This window comes from Leeuwenhoekiella sp. CH_XMU1409-2 (assembly GCF_037029365.1).
Taxonomy (GTDB): domain Bacteria; phylum Bacteroidota; class Bacteroidia; order Flavobacteriales; family Flavobacteriaceae; genus Leeuwenhoekiella; species Leeuwenhoekiella blandensis.
The window spans coordinates 335678-350854 of record NZ_JAYMEI010000001.1 but is presented as its reverse complement, the minus strand read 5'-3'; the positions used below and the strand labels follow the sequence as shown (position 1 = coordinate 350854).

The 15177-nt window shown below is 40.0% G+C and carries 15 protein-coding genes and 1 pseudogene; 8 read left to right on the top strand and 8 right to left on the bottom strand.

The genetic code is table 11. The features are described 5' to 3' along the window. Positions 1-5: 5 nt before the first annotated feature. Positions 6-926 (top strand): annotated as a pseudogene (locus WA338_RS01500) (glycosyltransferase); the annotation flags it as partial. Positions 927-1013: 87 nt separating this feature from the next. Here the strand turns inward: WA338_RS01500 and WA338_RS01495 are convergent. Together WA338_RS01495 and WA338_RS01490 are read right to left on the bottom strand one after the other, a co-directional pair. After that, entirely contained in the window at positions 1014-2099 is a 1086-nt protein-coding gene (locus WA338_RS01495) for a sensor histidine kinase (protein WP_009778618.1), read from the bottom strand. After that, positions 2100-2783 carry a response regulator transcription factor gene (locus WA338_RS01490; RefSeq protein ID WP_009778617.1) on the bottom strand — a complete coding sequence of 228 codons (684 nt, stop codon included), beginning with the start codon at positions 2781-2783 and terminating at the stop codon, positions 2100-2102. Between the two features lie 161 nt (positions 2784-2944). Here WA338_RS01490 and WA338_RS01485 point away from each other — a divergent pair, with 161 nt between their 5' ends. Then, positions 2945-3922: a LuxE/PaaK family acyltransferase gene (locus WA338_RS01485; protein ID WP_009778616.1), complete on the top strand. Its 978-nt coding sequence runs from the start codon at positions 2945-2947 to the stop codon at positions 3920-3922. Positions 3923-4092: 170 nt separating this feature from the next. Here the strand turns inward: WA338_RS01485 and WA338_RS01480 are convergent, their stop codons facing one another. Together WA338_RS01480 and WA338_RS01475 are read right to left on the bottom strand one after the other, a co-directional pair. After that, positions 4093-4563 carry an Lrp/AsnC ligand binding domain-containing protein gene (locus WA338_RS01480; protein ID WP_009778615.1) on the bottom strand — a complete coding sequence of 157 codons (471 nt, stop codon included), beginning with the start codon at positions 4561-4563 and terminating at the stop codon, positions 4093-4095. A 90-nt stretch (positions 4564-4653) separates the two neighbouring features. Next, a complete protein-coding gene (locus WA338_RS01475; RefSeq protein WP_009778614.1) occupies positions 4654-6018 on the bottom strand; it encodes a saccharopine dehydrogenase family protein in 1365 nt (454 codons plus the stop codon). 63 nt (positions 6019-6081) lie between these two features. Here WA338_RS01475 and WA338_RS01470 point away from each other — a divergent pair, with 63 nt between their 5' ends. Further along, a complete protein-coding gene (locus WA338_RS01470; RefSeq protein WP_009778613.1) occupies positions 6082-6468 on the top strand; it encodes a DUF423 domain-containing protein in 387 nt (128 codons plus the stop codon). Positions 6469-6538: 70 nt separating this feature from the next. Beyond that, positions 6539-8149, top strand: a complete 1611-nt coding sequence (gene pckA / locus WA338_RS01465; RefSeq protein ID WP_009778612.1) for a phosphoenolpyruvate carboxykinase (ATP) — start codon at positions 6539-6541, stop codon at positions 8147-8149. A 61-nt stretch (positions 8150-8210) separates the two neighbouring features. Here the strand turns inward: pckA and WA338_RS01460 are convergent, their stop codons facing one another. Then, complete coding sequence (locus WA338_RS01460; RefSeq protein WP_040532481.1) at positions 8211-8957, bottom strand: uroporphyrinogen-III synthase; 747 nt, start codon at positions 8955-8957, stop codon at positions 8211-8213. Positions 8958-8999: 42 nt separating this feature from the next. Next, entirely contained in the window at positions 9000-9659 is a 660-nt protein-coding gene (locus WA338_RS01455) for a DUF4271 domain-containing protein (RefSeq protein WP_009778610.1), read from the bottom strand. Between the two features lie 108 nt (positions 9660-9767). Here WA338_RS01455 and WA338_RS01450 point away from each other — a divergent pair, with 108 nt between their 5' ends. Genes WA338_RS01450 through WA338_RS01440 form a run of 3 tightly spaced genes read left to right on the top strand, consistent with a single transcriptional unit; the run spans position 9768 to position 12307 of the window. Then, positions 9768-10499 carry a polyprenol monophosphomannose synthase gene (locus WA338_RS01450; RefSeq protein ID WP_009778609.1) on the top strand — a complete coding sequence of 244 codons (732 nt, stop codon included), beginning with the start codon at positions 9768-9770 and terminating at the stop codon, positions 10497-10499. Next, on the top strand, positions 10500-11840 hold the full coding sequence (locus WA338_RS01445) for a dihydroorotase (RefSeq protein WP_009778608.1): 1341 nt from the start codon (positions 10500-10502) through the stop codon (positions 11838-11840). Continuing rightward, positions 11837-12307, top strand: coding sequence for a DUF4296 domain-containing protein (locus WA338_RS01440; RefSeq protein ID WP_009778607.1), 471 nt, complete (start codon positions 11837-11839; stop codon positions 12305-12307). Before WA338_RS01445 ends, WA338_RS01440 begins: the two co-directional genes overlap by 4 nt. On the opposite strand, the gene WA338_RS01435 is transcribed toward WA338_RS01440, so the two are convergent. Further along, positions 12285-13310, bottom strand: a complete 1026-nt coding sequence (locus WA338_RS01435; protein ID WP_040533105.1) for an NAD-dependent epimerase/dehydratase family protein — start codon at positions 13308-13310, stop codon at positions 12285-12287. The two genes, WA338_RS01440 and WA338_RS01435, sit on opposite strands and share 23 nt — an antisense overlap. 193 nt (positions 13311-13503) lie before the next feature. Here WA338_RS01435 and tyrS point away from each other — a divergent pair, with 193 nt between their 5' ends. Next, complete coding sequence (tyrS, locus tag WA338_RS01430; protein WP_272987029.1) at positions 13504-14802, top strand: tyrosine--tRNA ligase; 1299 nt, start codon at positions 13504-13506, stop codon at positions 14800-14802. Between the two features lie 63 nt (positions 14803-14865). Here the strand turns inward: tyrS and WA338_RS01425 are convergent, their stop codons facing one another. Further along, the gene (locus tag WA338_RS01425; protein WP_272987031.1) at positions 14866-15171 is read right to left on the bottom strand and encodes a type II toxin-antitoxin system RelE/ParE family toxin; all 306 of its coding nucleotides are present in this window, start codon (positions 15169-15171) and stop codon (positions 14866-14868) included. Positions 15172-15177: the final 6 nt, after the last annotated feature.

Genomic DNA, 15177 nt, shown 5'->3' with positions numbered 1-15177 from the left:
TATTGATGAAAATTCATAAAACCATACTTGTTGCTCCGCTTAACTGGGGACTTGGGCATGCTACCCGAAGCATACCCATAATTTATGCGCTTCTCGCCGACGGTTTTGAGGTGATCATAGCAAGCGACGGTATGGCGTTAACCTTACTTCAAAAGGAGTTTCCGCAGTTAGAAGGTATTGAATTGCCTTCTTACAAGATCGAATATGCTAAAAAAGGCAAGCGTTTTAAATGGAAAATGCTTTTGCGCAGTCCCAAAGTCCTAAAAGCTATTCGTCAAGAACGCGAGCAACTCAAAGAATTGGTGAAAAACAAGAAGATCGATGGCGTGATCTCTGATAACCGATTAGGCTTGTATCATACTGAAATTCCAACGGTTTTTATCACACATCAACTTCAGGTCTTAAGCGGAAGCACCACCCGTTTAACTTCTGCGATGCATCGCAGTTACATCAAAAAATTTGATGAATGCTGGGTACCTGATTTTGCAGATGATGCTAACCTTAGCGGAAAATTGGGTCATCCTAAAAAATTTGAGATCCCGGTAAAATATATCGGTGCGTTATCGCGGCTTGAGCAGAAAGAAACCGCGTCTAGCTACGATATTATGGTGTTGCTAAGCGGTCCTGAACCGCAACGTACCGAGCTTGAAGAAATTTTGATGCACGAGTTGAAACACTACAAAGGGCAAGTACTATTCGTGCGCGGTGTCGTGGAAGCAGAGCAAAAAGTCACCCGTAAAGAGCAAGTTAAAATTGTGAACTTTATGGAAACTGAAGATTTACAAAACGCAATTTGCTCAAGCGATCTTGTCATTTGCCGCTCGGGTTACACCACCATTATGGATCTCTTTAAACTAGGCAAAAAAGCCTTTTTTATACCTACGCCCGGGCAAACTGAACAAGAATATCTCGCCAAGCGCTTACACTCTATGGGGATTGTTCCTTATAAGGATCAGGAAAAATTCAGTTTAAAAGATTTGAGTAAAGTCAAAGTTTTTACCGGTTTTGAACCTTTACTCAACCAAAGACGTTTTGGGGAGGGGAGCTTCGGGGAGCTCTTCGGCCTTTTCAAGGGTGAACGAAAACTCAGATCCCACTCCAAAGTCGCTTTCAACATAAATCTTTTCGTCATGGGCTTCAATAATGTGCTTGACGATAGAGAGCCCAAGTCCTGAACCACCTTCACGACGCGAACCACTTTTATCAACACGGTAAAAACGCTCAAACAAGCGTGGTATATGTTCAGACGCGATTCCTTCACCATTATCTGTAACGCGCACGATCACTTTATTTTGAATTAGGTTTTCTATAGAAATCTCTGTGGTACCGTCTTGTTTTCCATATTTTACTGAGTTCACGATAAGGTTAGTCAACAACTGCTGAATACGCTCGCGATCTGCATTGACCATAATGGGATAATCATACTCCATATCTGTGGTGAGCGTGATATTCTTCTTAGCAGCTTCCATCTCCAGAAGTTCGAAGGTGTCTTTTACCAACTCGACCATATCAAAATATTCATAGCGAATATTAAGATCTCCCACTTCGAGTTTGGCGATCATATCCAGGTCGTTAACGAGATAGACCAGACGCTCAATAGAAGCTCCTGCACGCTTTAAGTATTTTTTACGCACCGATTTATCTTTCATCGCCCCATCAAGTAAGGTGAGAATATAGCCTTGCGCAGTAAATAAAGGCGTTTTGAGTTCGTGAGCCACATTACCCATAAACTCCTTTCGGTATTCTTCTCTAATTTTAAGCGATTCGATCTCGAGCTTTTTACTCGCCGCAAAGCGTTCTACTTCCTTAGTAAGGCTAGACATATCTGTGGTGATCTGGCCGCGGCGTAACGAGGTTACATCGAGTAGCGTAACATCATCATAAATTTGTTTCACTCGATTGTAAATAAACCGTTCTACCCGCACTTGAATAAGCAAGAAGGATAAAGCAAAACATACCAATGCAAATAAGACAATAAACACCCAGTCTATCGCATTAGTCATATAGAAAAAAACGCTCACAAAGAGCGTTAAAGCTACCGTAATCATCAGTGATGAAAACACTGCAAAACGGTATGATTTTTTAAAATTCACTGCCATTTAAACCACAAATTTGTACCCTACGCCTTTAATGGTTTTAAATTTTTTGTCGCCTATTTTTTCACGTAGTTTTCTAATGTGTACATCGATGGTTCTACCACCTACAACTACTTCATTACCCCAAACTTTATCAAGAATATCTTCTCGCTTAAATACTTTTCCGGGTTTTGAAGCAAGTAAAGAAAGTAGTTCAAACTCCTTACGCGGGAGTACCATCTCTTTCTTGTCTTTAATGATCTTGTACTCTTCACGATTGATTACCAGATCGCCTATTTTAACCGAGCTATCACCTTCCTCTTCTTCTTTAAGACGACGTAGCAACGCCTTAACTTTACTTACCAAAACTTTAGGCTTTATAGGTTTTGTAATATAATCGTCTGCTCCGGCATCGTAACCGGCAACTTGTGAATAATCTTCACCGCGAGCCGTTAGAAAAGCAATGATCGTTTCTTCGTGGCCTGGTAATTTACGTATCTGTTCACAGGCTTCGATACCATCCATCTCAGGCATCATCACATCAAGAATGATAAGATGTGGATTATTCTTTTTTGCCGCTTTCACACCTTCTTTTCCGTTAGAAGCGGTGATGACTTGGTAGCCTTCATTACTAAGGTTATAGCCAACAATCTCAAGAATATCCGGCTCGTCGTCAACAAGCAAAATCTTAATTTCCTTTTTCTTCATAAGACTGAAAATTTAATCGAATCGTAAAGATACATTTTAATATTTGGCACGGTCATGTTAACCGCATTGGTAACATTTAAATAAACTTAACTTGCTTTAAAAATAATAAATGTTCGGCTGCTTTTTGATTTTAGATAACTTTACATTCTCTAAAATTAGGTATGCTTCCAGATTCTATATTCACTATTCAAACCCAAGATCAGTTTAAAAACCTTGCGCTGGCATCGTTTAACTATCAATGGGAGCATAACACGGTTTATCGTCGATTTTGTAATTATTTGAAGGTAGATCCTGCAACGATTACTGAGCTTGATCAAATTCCGTTTTTGCCTATTCAGTTTTTTAAAGAATTTAAAGTTGTGGCTTCAGAAGATGCCGTGCAAACGGTTTTTACCAGTAGCGGAACCACCGGCAGCATTACCAGCAAACATCACGTGACCGATCTTGATCTATACGAAAAAAGCTTTCGCGAAAGTTTTAAACTGCATTATGGCGCTATCGAAGACTATACGGTGCTTGCCTTGCTTCCATCGTACTTAGAGCGCGATGGCTCGTCACTTATTTATATGGTTGATTGCTTGATCAAAGACAGTAAAAAACCCGATAGCGGCTTTTATCTCAATGATTATAATGCGCTGAGCGAAAAATTAAAACGTCTGGATGCCGCAGGCGAAAAAGTGCTTTTAATAGGCGTTTCTTTTGCGTTGCTTGATCTGGTTGAGCTGTTTGAATTTAAGCTGAAGAATACCATTGTGATGGAAACCGGCGGTATGAAAGGCCGAAGAAAAGAATTAATACGAGAAGAGTTGCACGCCATCTTAAAAGAAGGTTTTGGTGTGGCTGAAATTCATAGCGAATATGGGATGACCGAATTGCTGTCTCAGGGCTATTCAAACGGAAACGGGATTTTTACAAATCCGCCTTGGATGCAGGTTTTTATGCGCGACACCGAAGATGCGTTAAACTATGTAGCTCCCGGAAAAACCGGCGGAATCAACGTGATCGATCTCGCCAATCACTATTCGTGTCCTTTTATAGCGACGCAAGATTTGGGTAAAAAACTTGATGAAAACCGCTTTGAAATTTTAGGCCGTTTTGATACTTCAGACATTCGCGGCTGCAACCTAATGGTTTTATAATTTTTTTAAAAAAAGATGTAAGGTAACTCCTATATAACCGACTCAATAACTGTTCATAATTGGTTGGTTAGTTAAGTTGGAAAACCCGGTTACTTGATAAGAAAGAGTGCCGGGTTTTTTATTGGTTTCACCAAAGGCACAAATAGCTCCAAAGCTTGTATCTAAATTTCTTAGATCTGAATCTGACGTTCTATCTGCTGATTTAAAGAAATAAACGTTTCGGTTCTAGAAACACCATCAATCGCCTGTACTTTTTTATTCAAAAGATGCATTAAGTGTTCGTTATTCTTACACAGGATCTTGATAAAAATTGACCAGTTTCCGGTCGTGTAATGACACTCCAAAACTTCCGGGATTTCTTCAAGCTGCTTAACAGCTTTAGGGTTGCTCATCGCCCGATCTAAATAGATTCCAATAAATGCCATCGTATTGTATCCTAAAATCTTTGGATCTATGGTGAACTTTGAACCGGTGATCAAACCCGACTTTTCTAATTTTCTGAGACGTTGGTGTATCGCAGCACCAGAGATACCGACTTGACGTGCAATCTCTAAAATGGGTTTACGCGCATCTTCCATCAGTTGGCGCAAGATTATTTTATCAATTCCGTCTATTGCTATTTGTTCATTTACAATTTTCATTACCTATAGTATTTCAACTAAAAATAGCAATTAACCCCATTACTATAAGCGTAAGCCTGTAAAAAACTTTAAATTTTTAATCATTCTGATTTATTGATGGTGCGGATTGTATCCCAAATAAGGCACTTCATATTCCTTAAAAATAATCCCGTTTTCCTCCAACTCCTCTAAAATAGGATTATAAACTTCACGCCGTATCGGCAACTGAACACCGGGAGTTGTAATCTCCTTGTTAAGTATTTTGAGCGCTGCAATGCCTACCGGCAAACCAACAGTTTTTGCCATTGCAGTATAGGTTTGATTAGCACCAACACTCACCATCGTCGCATCAATTTGTTTCTTTTTGCCATTGATCTCATAACCAAACTTATGATACATCACGATCATATCTTTGTCCGTTTCGGCAAGCGTCCATTGATCTTCAAGTATACGCTGCAGGCATTGCGCGGGTGTTGCATTTTTCAATCCTATTTTTTTGGTGTCATCAAACAGGTCAAGCTCTAACAATTTATCCCAAAGCAAATCATCCTGATCAATCTTAAGCATATGACGCAATTTGAGCTGTACAGAATCTGTGGGCGAATACGGCAAAAAGAGGTTGGTAAATTCGCGATAGCTCATCGCTTCGGTATTTTGTAAGGTATAGCTATCATCAGTCATTCCCAATTGCACAAAAAGATTCCAGGCACGAGAAAATCCTACGCGACGCATCGTACCGCGATACAGCGTCAAAATATCCTCCAAACCGTAAATGCTTCGGTATTTTAGAGAGTTTCTATTGGCATACGCTTCAAACCTTCCGTAGCCTTCCACATCAAGAAATTCAGTTCTTCTGAATAAGCGTTGATACGGAATATACTTATAAGTTCCCTCCTGAATAAATTCTGCCGCCCCGCCTTGACCGGCTAAAACGACATTTCTGGGATTCCACGTGAATTTATAATTCCAGAGATTCGTATCGCTTTCGGGAGCGACTAAACCACCACAAAAAGACTCAAATAACAGCATTTTGCCACCAGCATCTCGCACACGGTCAATCACCCGCATCGCACTCATATGATCAATTCCCGGGTCAAGACCTACTTCGTTCATAAACACCAAACCTTTCTTTTTGACCTCGTCATCAAGCTCCTTCATCGCATCACTTATATAAGAAGCGGTCACCAGATTTTTACTGAGTGCAAGGCAATCGCGCGCCACATCGATATGCAAACGCGCAGGAAGCATACTTATAACGATATCTGCTTTTGTGATTTGCTCCTTTCGGTCTTCAACATTATAGATATCTAGTGTAATGGCGTTGGCGCAATCATAGTTCCCTGCCAATGCCTGTGCCTGAGCGAGATCACGATCTGCTATAATGAGTTGTAAATTTTCAGAAGAAGCCTTATCGGCTAGATATTTTATAAGTTGCGCAGTAGATTTTCCTGCCCCTATAATTAAGATGTTTCGCATAATAAAAGCGTATTTTTGCTGTGTATAATTTAGTCATTTGATCGCGTATTTTAAATCAAAATCATGCAAAGAACACTTCTCATTACCGGTGCACTTTTAGGATTAACCGCAGTAATTTTAGGCGCTTTTGGCGCGCACGGACTCAAAGAAAGTTTAACGCCTGAAGCTATAAATTCGTTTGAAACCGGAGTGCGCTATCAAATGTATCACGCATTTTTATTATTACTTGTCGGCGGCGCATTGCCCTTATCTCAAAAAGCACAAAAAATCAGTTTTTATTTGGTTATAAGTGGCGTGTTACTCTTTAGCGGTTCGATTTATTTACTTACTACAAAACCTATAACCGGAGTTGATATTTCGGCAATTGCCTGGATTACCCCGATAGGCGGTGCTTTGCTTATTTCGGCCTGGATCGCAATCACTTATAATTTTATCAAATTACTAAAATAATTATCTTTTTTTAACTTTTTGATAATTTTAAAGCATTAGCTTTACGGCGTATTTCTAAAAATTCAATTTTATGGCTTCAACTGCCTTATTTACGAAAACGATTGCGATATCGCAATACGGAATTAAAAATGCCACAATTCATTACCAATTGCCTCCAGAAGAATTGCACCAAATCTGTGTACTTCTCGGTCAGGGAACAACCACTGACTCGGGGGCTTTGGCAATAGAAACCGGGAAATTTACCGGAAGATCTCCAAAAGACCGATTTATCGTGATTGACGAATTAACAAGAGACAAGGTCTGGTGGGGAGCTATCAACATCCCGTTTGATAAGAACAAATTTCGACAGCTACGTAACAAGATGAATACGTATTTGTCAGAACGTAAACTCTACGTGCGTGATGCATTTGCCTGCGCCGATGACCGTTACAAAATGGGCGTGCGCGTCGTAAATGAACACCCTTGGTCTAATCTTTTTGTTCACAATATGTTCTTAAGACCTTCTGAAGAGGAGCTTGATAACTTTAAAGAAGATTGGCTGGTGCTCAACGCTCCCGGATTTAAAGCAAATCCTGAAATCGACGGCACTCGGCAAGAGAATTTTGCCGTCATCAGCTTTGAAGAAAAAACCATTCTTATTGGGGGTACGGGATATACCGGCGAAATCAAGAAGAGTATTTTTTCGGTACTTAACTTTATACTTCCTACGCAGCAAAACACCTTGCCTATGCATTGCTCTGCCAATGTAGGTCAAAATGACGAAACCGCTATTTTCTTCGGTTTATCAGGAACAGGAAAAACCACCTTAAGCGCAGATCCTAACCGAAAATTAATTGGCGACGATGAACACGGCTGGACAGCAGACAATGCCATTTTCAATTTTGAAGGTGGTTGTTATGCCAAAGTGATCAACCTTTCTGAAGCTCAAGAACCCGATATTTTTAATGCGATAAAAAAAGGCGCTTTGCTCGAAAATGTGATCCTTGATAAGCAGAAACAAGTAGATTACACCAATACGTCTATAACGCCCAATACGCGCGTTAGCTACCCGATACATCATATTGAAAACATTCAAAAGCCTTCTGTGGGTAAAAACCCAAAGCATATCTTTTTCCTTACGGCAGATGCCTTTGGGGTTTTACCTCCTATTTCAAAATTAACACCAGGACAGGCAGCGTATCATTTCATTAGCGGCTACACCGCAAAGGTTGCCGGCACCGAAGCAGGAGTAAATGAACCTGTGCCATCATTTTCTGCGTGTTTTGGAGCCCCGTTTATGCCTTTACATCCTACCGAGTATGCACAAATGCTAAGTAAGAAGATGAAAGAAGCCGGCGTAAATGTTTGGCTCATCAATACAGGATGGACGGGCGGACCTTATGGCGTAGGGAAACGTATGAAATTAAAATACACGCGTGCAATGATCAACGCGGTTTTAAACAACTCTTTTGGCCCTATCGATCACGAGAATTACCATATTCATTCGGTTTTTGGAGTGGCACAACCCCGCACGTGTCCGGGAGTTCCAGATGATGTTTTGAGTCCGCGCCAAACTTGGGGTGACGATGAAGCGTATTATGAGACTGCTCACAAACTAGCAGCTTCCTTTAAAGAGAATTTCAAAAAATTTGAAGCTTTTGCAAATGACGAACTTTTAGCAGGGCAACCGCCTTTAGGCTAGAGATGACTCCATAAAAAAAGGCTCCTGATCAGGAGCCTTTTTAGTTCTTTTTGAGAGCGCGTTATTTTTTATTGACGTCGTCAATATATTTCTCCAAAGCCATCGTCATTGATGGAGTTTCTGGAGTAGGTGCTTTGATGTTCACCTTTAATCCAGCTTCTTCTACGGCTCTGATGGTAGAGTTTCCAAAAACAGCAATGCGTGTGTCGTTTTGTTTAAAATCTGGAAAATTTTCAAATAGTGATTTGATTCCGCTTGGGCTAAAGAATACTAAAATGTCATAAGTAACATCTTTAAGGTGTGACAGATCACTTACCACGGTACGGTAAAAAATACCACGATCCCAGTTCAGTTTAAGATCATTCAATACATTAGGAACCTCCGGCTTTAAAGAATCTGATGATGGAAGCAAAAACTTCTCATTCTTATACTTCTTTAAAATAGGTGACAATTCAGTAAACGTACGTTTACCTACATAAATCTTACGCTTGCGATATACCACATACTTTTGCAAATAGTAAGCTACAGCTTCACTTTGACAAAAGTACTTCAAGCTGTCTGGCACCTTAAAACGCATTTCTTCCGCTATGCGGAAAAAATTATCCACAGCATTACGGCTGGTTAGGATGATCGCTGTGTATTTACTAAGGTCAATTTTTTGATGTCTAACCTCCTTGCCTGATACACCTTCAACGTGAATAAATGGAATGAAGTCAACTTTTACCTTCTTCTTTTCCTGTAACTCAAAATAGGGGGAATTCTCAACTTTTGGTTCTGGTTGCGAAACCAAAATAGTCTTCACTTTCATAGACATTCTAAATTTGGGTTTATTTCACTCCTCATATTCAAGCTATATAAAACTAAACACCTTATATAAAATGAAGTAGGGTGCGATTTCAAGTGCGCAAAGGTACAAAATAAAATAAAACAGATTATTGTAAATCATATTTTCATACCGTCTATACGTGTTAAATAGGCTGATTACGTTAAAAATCAGAAAGATTCCCACAATGATACAAATGGTAATAAACCCGGGTTTTAACGCATATATAAATACCGCATTTACAGGAAGTAATACCAATGCAAAATAACTGCGGTAGCTCAATTTTGAAAATTGATACGTATTGAGTTCCTGCTCGCCATTAAATAAAACGCCTAGCATACGCTCTATAAAAAACTTTAAGGATACAAATACCACATAAGCCAGAACAATACGCACATAAAGCAGAAAGGAAGAAGCATCGGTCTCAACCCCCAACTCCCTAAAGATAATATAGATAAAAAGGGAGATCGAAAAGAACTGAACCGTAAAAAGAATCAGGTTAAATGGATTTTCAAAGCGAATATCCTTATTTGATTTTAAGAGGTACTTTTCATTTACCAGCAGCTCTGCAAAATCTACAAAACGGGATTCATAGATCACTTTGGCTACTGCCACAAGAACCAAGCATGCCACAAGTACTATGGTAATCCAGTCATTACTACTAAAACTGCGTTCTAAGGCTTGCAAACTCTTGATTTTTTATAGGTCCAAAATTACCATAAATACGAGAGTTTGAATAAATGCCAGAACAAATAACCTTCAAAATCTTTACATTTGCGCATAAATCATACAACGATGGCAGGTTCGCTCGTCATAATTCCTACCTATAACGAAGCCGAGAATATTGAGAAATTGGTGCGCAACATTTTTGCGCAGCAACGCGCGTTTGAAGTATTGGTGGTTGATGACAATTCACCAGACGGCACCGCCAAGCTTGTAAAAAGTTTACAAGAAGAATTTATTGGACAAATTCACCTGCTCGAGCGCCCCGGCAAAAACGGTTTGGGCACAGCCTATATCGCAGGATTTAAATGGGCATTAGAGCGTGATTATGCCTATATTTTTGAGATGGATGCAGATTTCTCGCATGCCCCTAATGACCTCATCAGGCTGTATAATGCGTGTGCAAAAGGCGGTGCAGATCTTGCTATAGGTTCAAGATACAAGACCGGAGTAAATGTGGTAAACTGGCCTATGGGACGCGTCTTAATGTCATATATCGCGTCAAAATATGTTAGATTTATAACTGGCTTAGATATTGCAGATACGACCGCAGGTTTTATTTGTTATAGACGTGAAGTGCTCGAGCAAATAACCCTTGATAAAATCAAGTTTGTAGGCTATGCTTTTCAAATTGAAATGAAATTCAAAGCGCATCTACTTGGTTTTAATATTATTGAAGTACCTGTGATATTTGTTGATCGTACCAAAGGTACCAGCAAAATGAGTACAGGTATTTTTAGTGAAGCCGTTTTTGGCGTTTTAGGAATGAAATTTAAAAGTCTGTTTAAAAGTTACGATATATAGATGGAAAAGGTACTGATCAAGGATGCGCATATCGTAAATGAAGGCACCATTGTGCGTGGCGACGTTTACATTGAACACGGAATAATTTTAGAAATAAGTCAAAATCTAAGCGTTAAAGGTCCTGACGTGCATGTTTTTGATGCTGAAGGAAAACACCTTTTACCGGGAGTTATAGATGATCAAGTGCACTTTAGAGAACCGGGGCTTACGCATAAAGCAACGATAGGTTCAGAGTCTCGCGCTGCGGTCGCCGGTGGGATCACCTCATTCATTGAGATGCCTAATACCGTCCCTCAAGCGACTACGATTGAGAAACTAGAAGATAAATTTAGTCGCGCTGCCGAAACATCGCACGCAAACTATTCATTTATGTTTGGCGGGACTAACGACAACCTTTCTGAAATCAAGAAAGTCGACAAAACAAAAGTTGCCGGCCTTAAACTCTTTTTAGGAAGTTCTACCGGAAATATGCTCGTAGATGATGAAGAGGTTTTACGAGAGATCTTTAAGAGTACAGATCTTGTCATTTCTGTTCATTGCGAAGATGAAGAAACGATCAAGAACAATCTGGAGATCTATAAAGAACGCTACGGTGATGATATTCCTATCAATATGCACCCCATTATTCGCAGTGAAGAAGCCTGTTATTTATCTTCTTCAAAAGCGATCGCTTTAGCAAAAGAAACCGGTGCGCGTTTGCATGTATTCCATCTTTCTACAGCTAAAGAAATGGAGCTTTTTGACAATAAAATTCCATTAAAAGATAAAAAGATCACCGCAGAAGTTTGTATTCACCATCTTTGGTTTTCTGATGAAGATTATGAAGACAAGCAAACCCTTATCAAATGGAATCCCGCGGTAAAGAAAAAGACCGATCGCGCTGCACTATGGGAAGCTTTGCTTGACGACCGTCTTGATGTCATCGCGACAGACCACGCGCCGCACACTTTAGAAGAAAAACAAAATGTGTACACTAAAGCGCCTAGTGGCGGACCTCTCGTACAACACGCGTTACCTGCAATGCTTGAAAAATATCACGAGGGTAAAATAAGTCTGGAGAAAATTGTTGAAAAGATGTGTCATAACCCGGCTATTCTTTTTGATGTAGAAAAACGCGGTTATATCAAACCCGGTTATTATGCAGATCTTGTTTTAGTAGACCTAAACAACCCCTGGACAGTAACTACAGATAATATTCTCTATAAATGCAAGTGGTCACCTTTTGAAGGAAACACCTTTAAATCGCGCATTTCTCACACGTTTGTAAACGGTCAACTGGCCTATAAAAACTTTAAAGTATACGATGAGAAGCATGGAAAGCGTTTAACTTTTAACCGATGATCAAAAAAGGCTACATCTTGCTTTTATTTATGCTGGCAGTACTGAGCTGTCACGATATCGAGCGCCCTCAAAAGCCCGATAATTTTATCGAGCGGGAAAAAATGACCGATATCTTATATGACATCTCCTTGTTGCGCGCGCTCAAGACCTATAGTGTTAACGATATGCGTGCTTTAGGTATAGAACCCGACTCGTTTATCTACGATAAGTACGAAATCGACAGTTTGCAACTAGCACAAAGTATCGATTATTACAGCGTAAATTTTAATGAATATATCGCGATGTGGGAAGAGGTAAGCACGCGTCTTACTGCACAACGTGACGAAATTCAGTTTAAGCAGAATGATTTGGACAGTATTCGCATTGAAGAAAGTAAACGCAGACGTGATTCTATCAAAAAAGCAAACACGCCAATGCCTGATAGACCATTAAAAACCGATTCGCTTATCGCTCCTGTGAGTAGTTAAAATGCTTTGCAACGCGCTGTAAAGTTTCTTTTATTGGCGTGTATTCAAAATCTGCAAGCTCAGCTTTTAATTTAGATGCGTCATAAACGGTCTGCGTAAAAGCAGATTTTGCGGTACTTTTAGTGAGGCGACGTCGTTTACCCAAAAGACTTAGAAACCAATCTATTTTCCAGGTGAGATCAAGTTGCCACTTTTTAAGCATTTTAGAAGGAGACTTCACTCCTAAAGCTGTAGCTGTATTTTTCAATACGGTTTCAAAAGCAAGATTATGACCAACTAAAATGAAGCGTTCATTGTGCACATCGCTTTGCATTAAAAGAATCATCGCGCGCACAACATCAATCACATCAACAAAACCTGTAGAACCGGGAACTGTAAATTTTAGTCCGTTTGCGATTTGCTTAAACATCGTGCCGCTTCCACTGTTATAATAGCCTTCTCCTAAGATTACTCCCGGGTTTACGATCACCACACCGAGGCCTTCTTGCGTACCACGCCAGACTTCCATTTCTGAAGCAAATTTTGAAATGCTATAAACACTATTTTCTTTATTGGCTTCCCAATGCGTTTCTTCAGTTATGGCTTTTACACTATCTCCCAATGCCGCTACCGAGCTCACATAACAGCATTTTTCAACCTGATGCTTTAAACACAAATTGATAATATTTGCTGTGCCTTCGACATTGTTTTTTTGAAGTTCGTCAAAACGTTTAGGATTGAAAGAAACCAGTGCGGCGCAATGGTAAACTTTAGCAACTCCGGCAAAAGCTTCGGTCAGAGCAGGAATATCGGTCACATCTGCTTGAATCCATTCAATTTGAGAAAAATCAGCCGACATGTTAGTCGCTTCAGCTTGCTTATTTTTCCATTGAAAAAGCGCTTCTACCGTTTTAATTTTAGCTTCGGTCCTATAGATCGCACGTATCTTATTTTCGCCTTGCGCAACTAATTGCCACAACAAATGCGACCCAACTAAACCGGTACCTCCCGTAACTAAAATCATAGCTACGAAGTTAGTCATATTCTTCTATTCTTGCAGCTAAGCTTTGTGCATAATATTTATATTTGCAGGCTTAGAAATGGTCACAGGTTGACCCGCTGCCGCAGTTGCAAAATTGATTTTATAAAATCCTTTTCGACAGGCAGTAGTAAGAAAAAAAGATTTTAAATCGCGCTTGGCGCGTAAACTAGCAATTATGATTACCAATTTTGTTGAAGAGCTGCAATGGCGTGGGATGATTCACGATGTGATGCCCGGGACTGAAGAACACCTTATGGAACAAATGCGATCTGCCTATGTGGGGATCGACCCAACTGCAGACTCGCTTCACATAGGTCACCTTGTAGGCGTTATGATGTTGAAACATTTTCAGGCAAGCGGCCACAGGCCTATTGCGCTTGTAGGTGGTGCCACGGGTATGATTGGCGATCCTTCAGGTAAATCTGACGAGCGTAATCTGCTTGATGAAGATACTTTGCGTCACAATCAGGAAGCTATCAAAGAGCAATTATCGCGCTTTCTTGATTTTGATTCTGATGAAGAAAACGCAGCCGTTCTTGTGAACAATTACGACTGGATGAAAGATTTTAGCTTTCTGGAGTTTATACGCGATGTGGGGAAACACATCACCGTAAACTATATGATGGCCAAAGATTCGGTTAAAAAGCGTCTATCTGCAGAATCTGCGGAAGGAATGAGTTTTACTGAGTTTACTTACCAACTCGTTCAGGGTTATGACTTTTTACACTTATATCGTGAAAAAGAGCTAACGCTGCAAATGGGCGGAAGCGACCAGTGGGGAAACATCACTACTGGAACCGAATTGGTGCGTAGAATTGGTGGTGGAAAAGCGTATGCGATGACCTGCCCGCTGATCACCAAAGCAGACGGAACAAAATTTGGAAAAACTGCCGGCGGCAATATTTGGTTAGATGCAGAACGCACTTCTCCATACAGATTTTACCAATATTGGTTGAATACCAGCGACGAGGATGCAGCAAAATACATTAAGATCTTCACCTTTTTAGGAAAAGAAGAAATAGAGAATCTTATCGCAGAGCATCAAGAAGCGCCACATCAGCGCGCCTTGCAAAAGCGTCTGGCAGAAGAAGTGACCATCAGCACACACGGCGTTGAAAATTATGAGAACGCGGTAAAAGCTTCAGAAATTCTCTTCGGAAAGTCAACAGCAGCAAACCTAAAAGCGCTTAACGAAAAAACTTTTTTAGATGTTTTTGATGGGGTTCCGCAAGCGGAAGTAAGCCGTGGTGAGATCGAAGCCGGACTCGATATGGTAAGTGCACTGGCAGAAAAAACCGGATTTTTAAAATCTAACGGGGAAGCACGACGCGCTTTAAAACAGAATTCAATTTCTGTAAATCAGGAAAAAGTAGCTGAAGATTTCACCATTACTACAGATGATTTGATCAACGACCGCTTTGTTCTTTTACAACGCGGAAAGAAGAATTACTTTGTGATTCGCATTCTAGATTAAGCTAGGATATAAATTGAAACAAAAATCCCCAAACAGCACTGCAGTTTGGGGATTTTTTGATTTTTATAAATTCAACATCTTATCTGGATCACGTCGCACGTCAAAAACATCATTGATAAGTATTGTATCTCCATCCACTATTCTATAAATAATTTTATAGTTACTTACCAGAATATAACGATACGTAAATTTTAAAGATTTGAGGTTTTCTTCAATTTGACCTGACTCCGGATGTTTCTCTAAATACTTGGAAGCACTTAAAATTTCAGTTCTTATTTTATGGGCTACACGCTTATTTACATGCTCTGCATAATACTCAAAACTTTCCTTTAAGCGATCAATTGCAAATTGAGACCAGAGAATACGCATAATTTC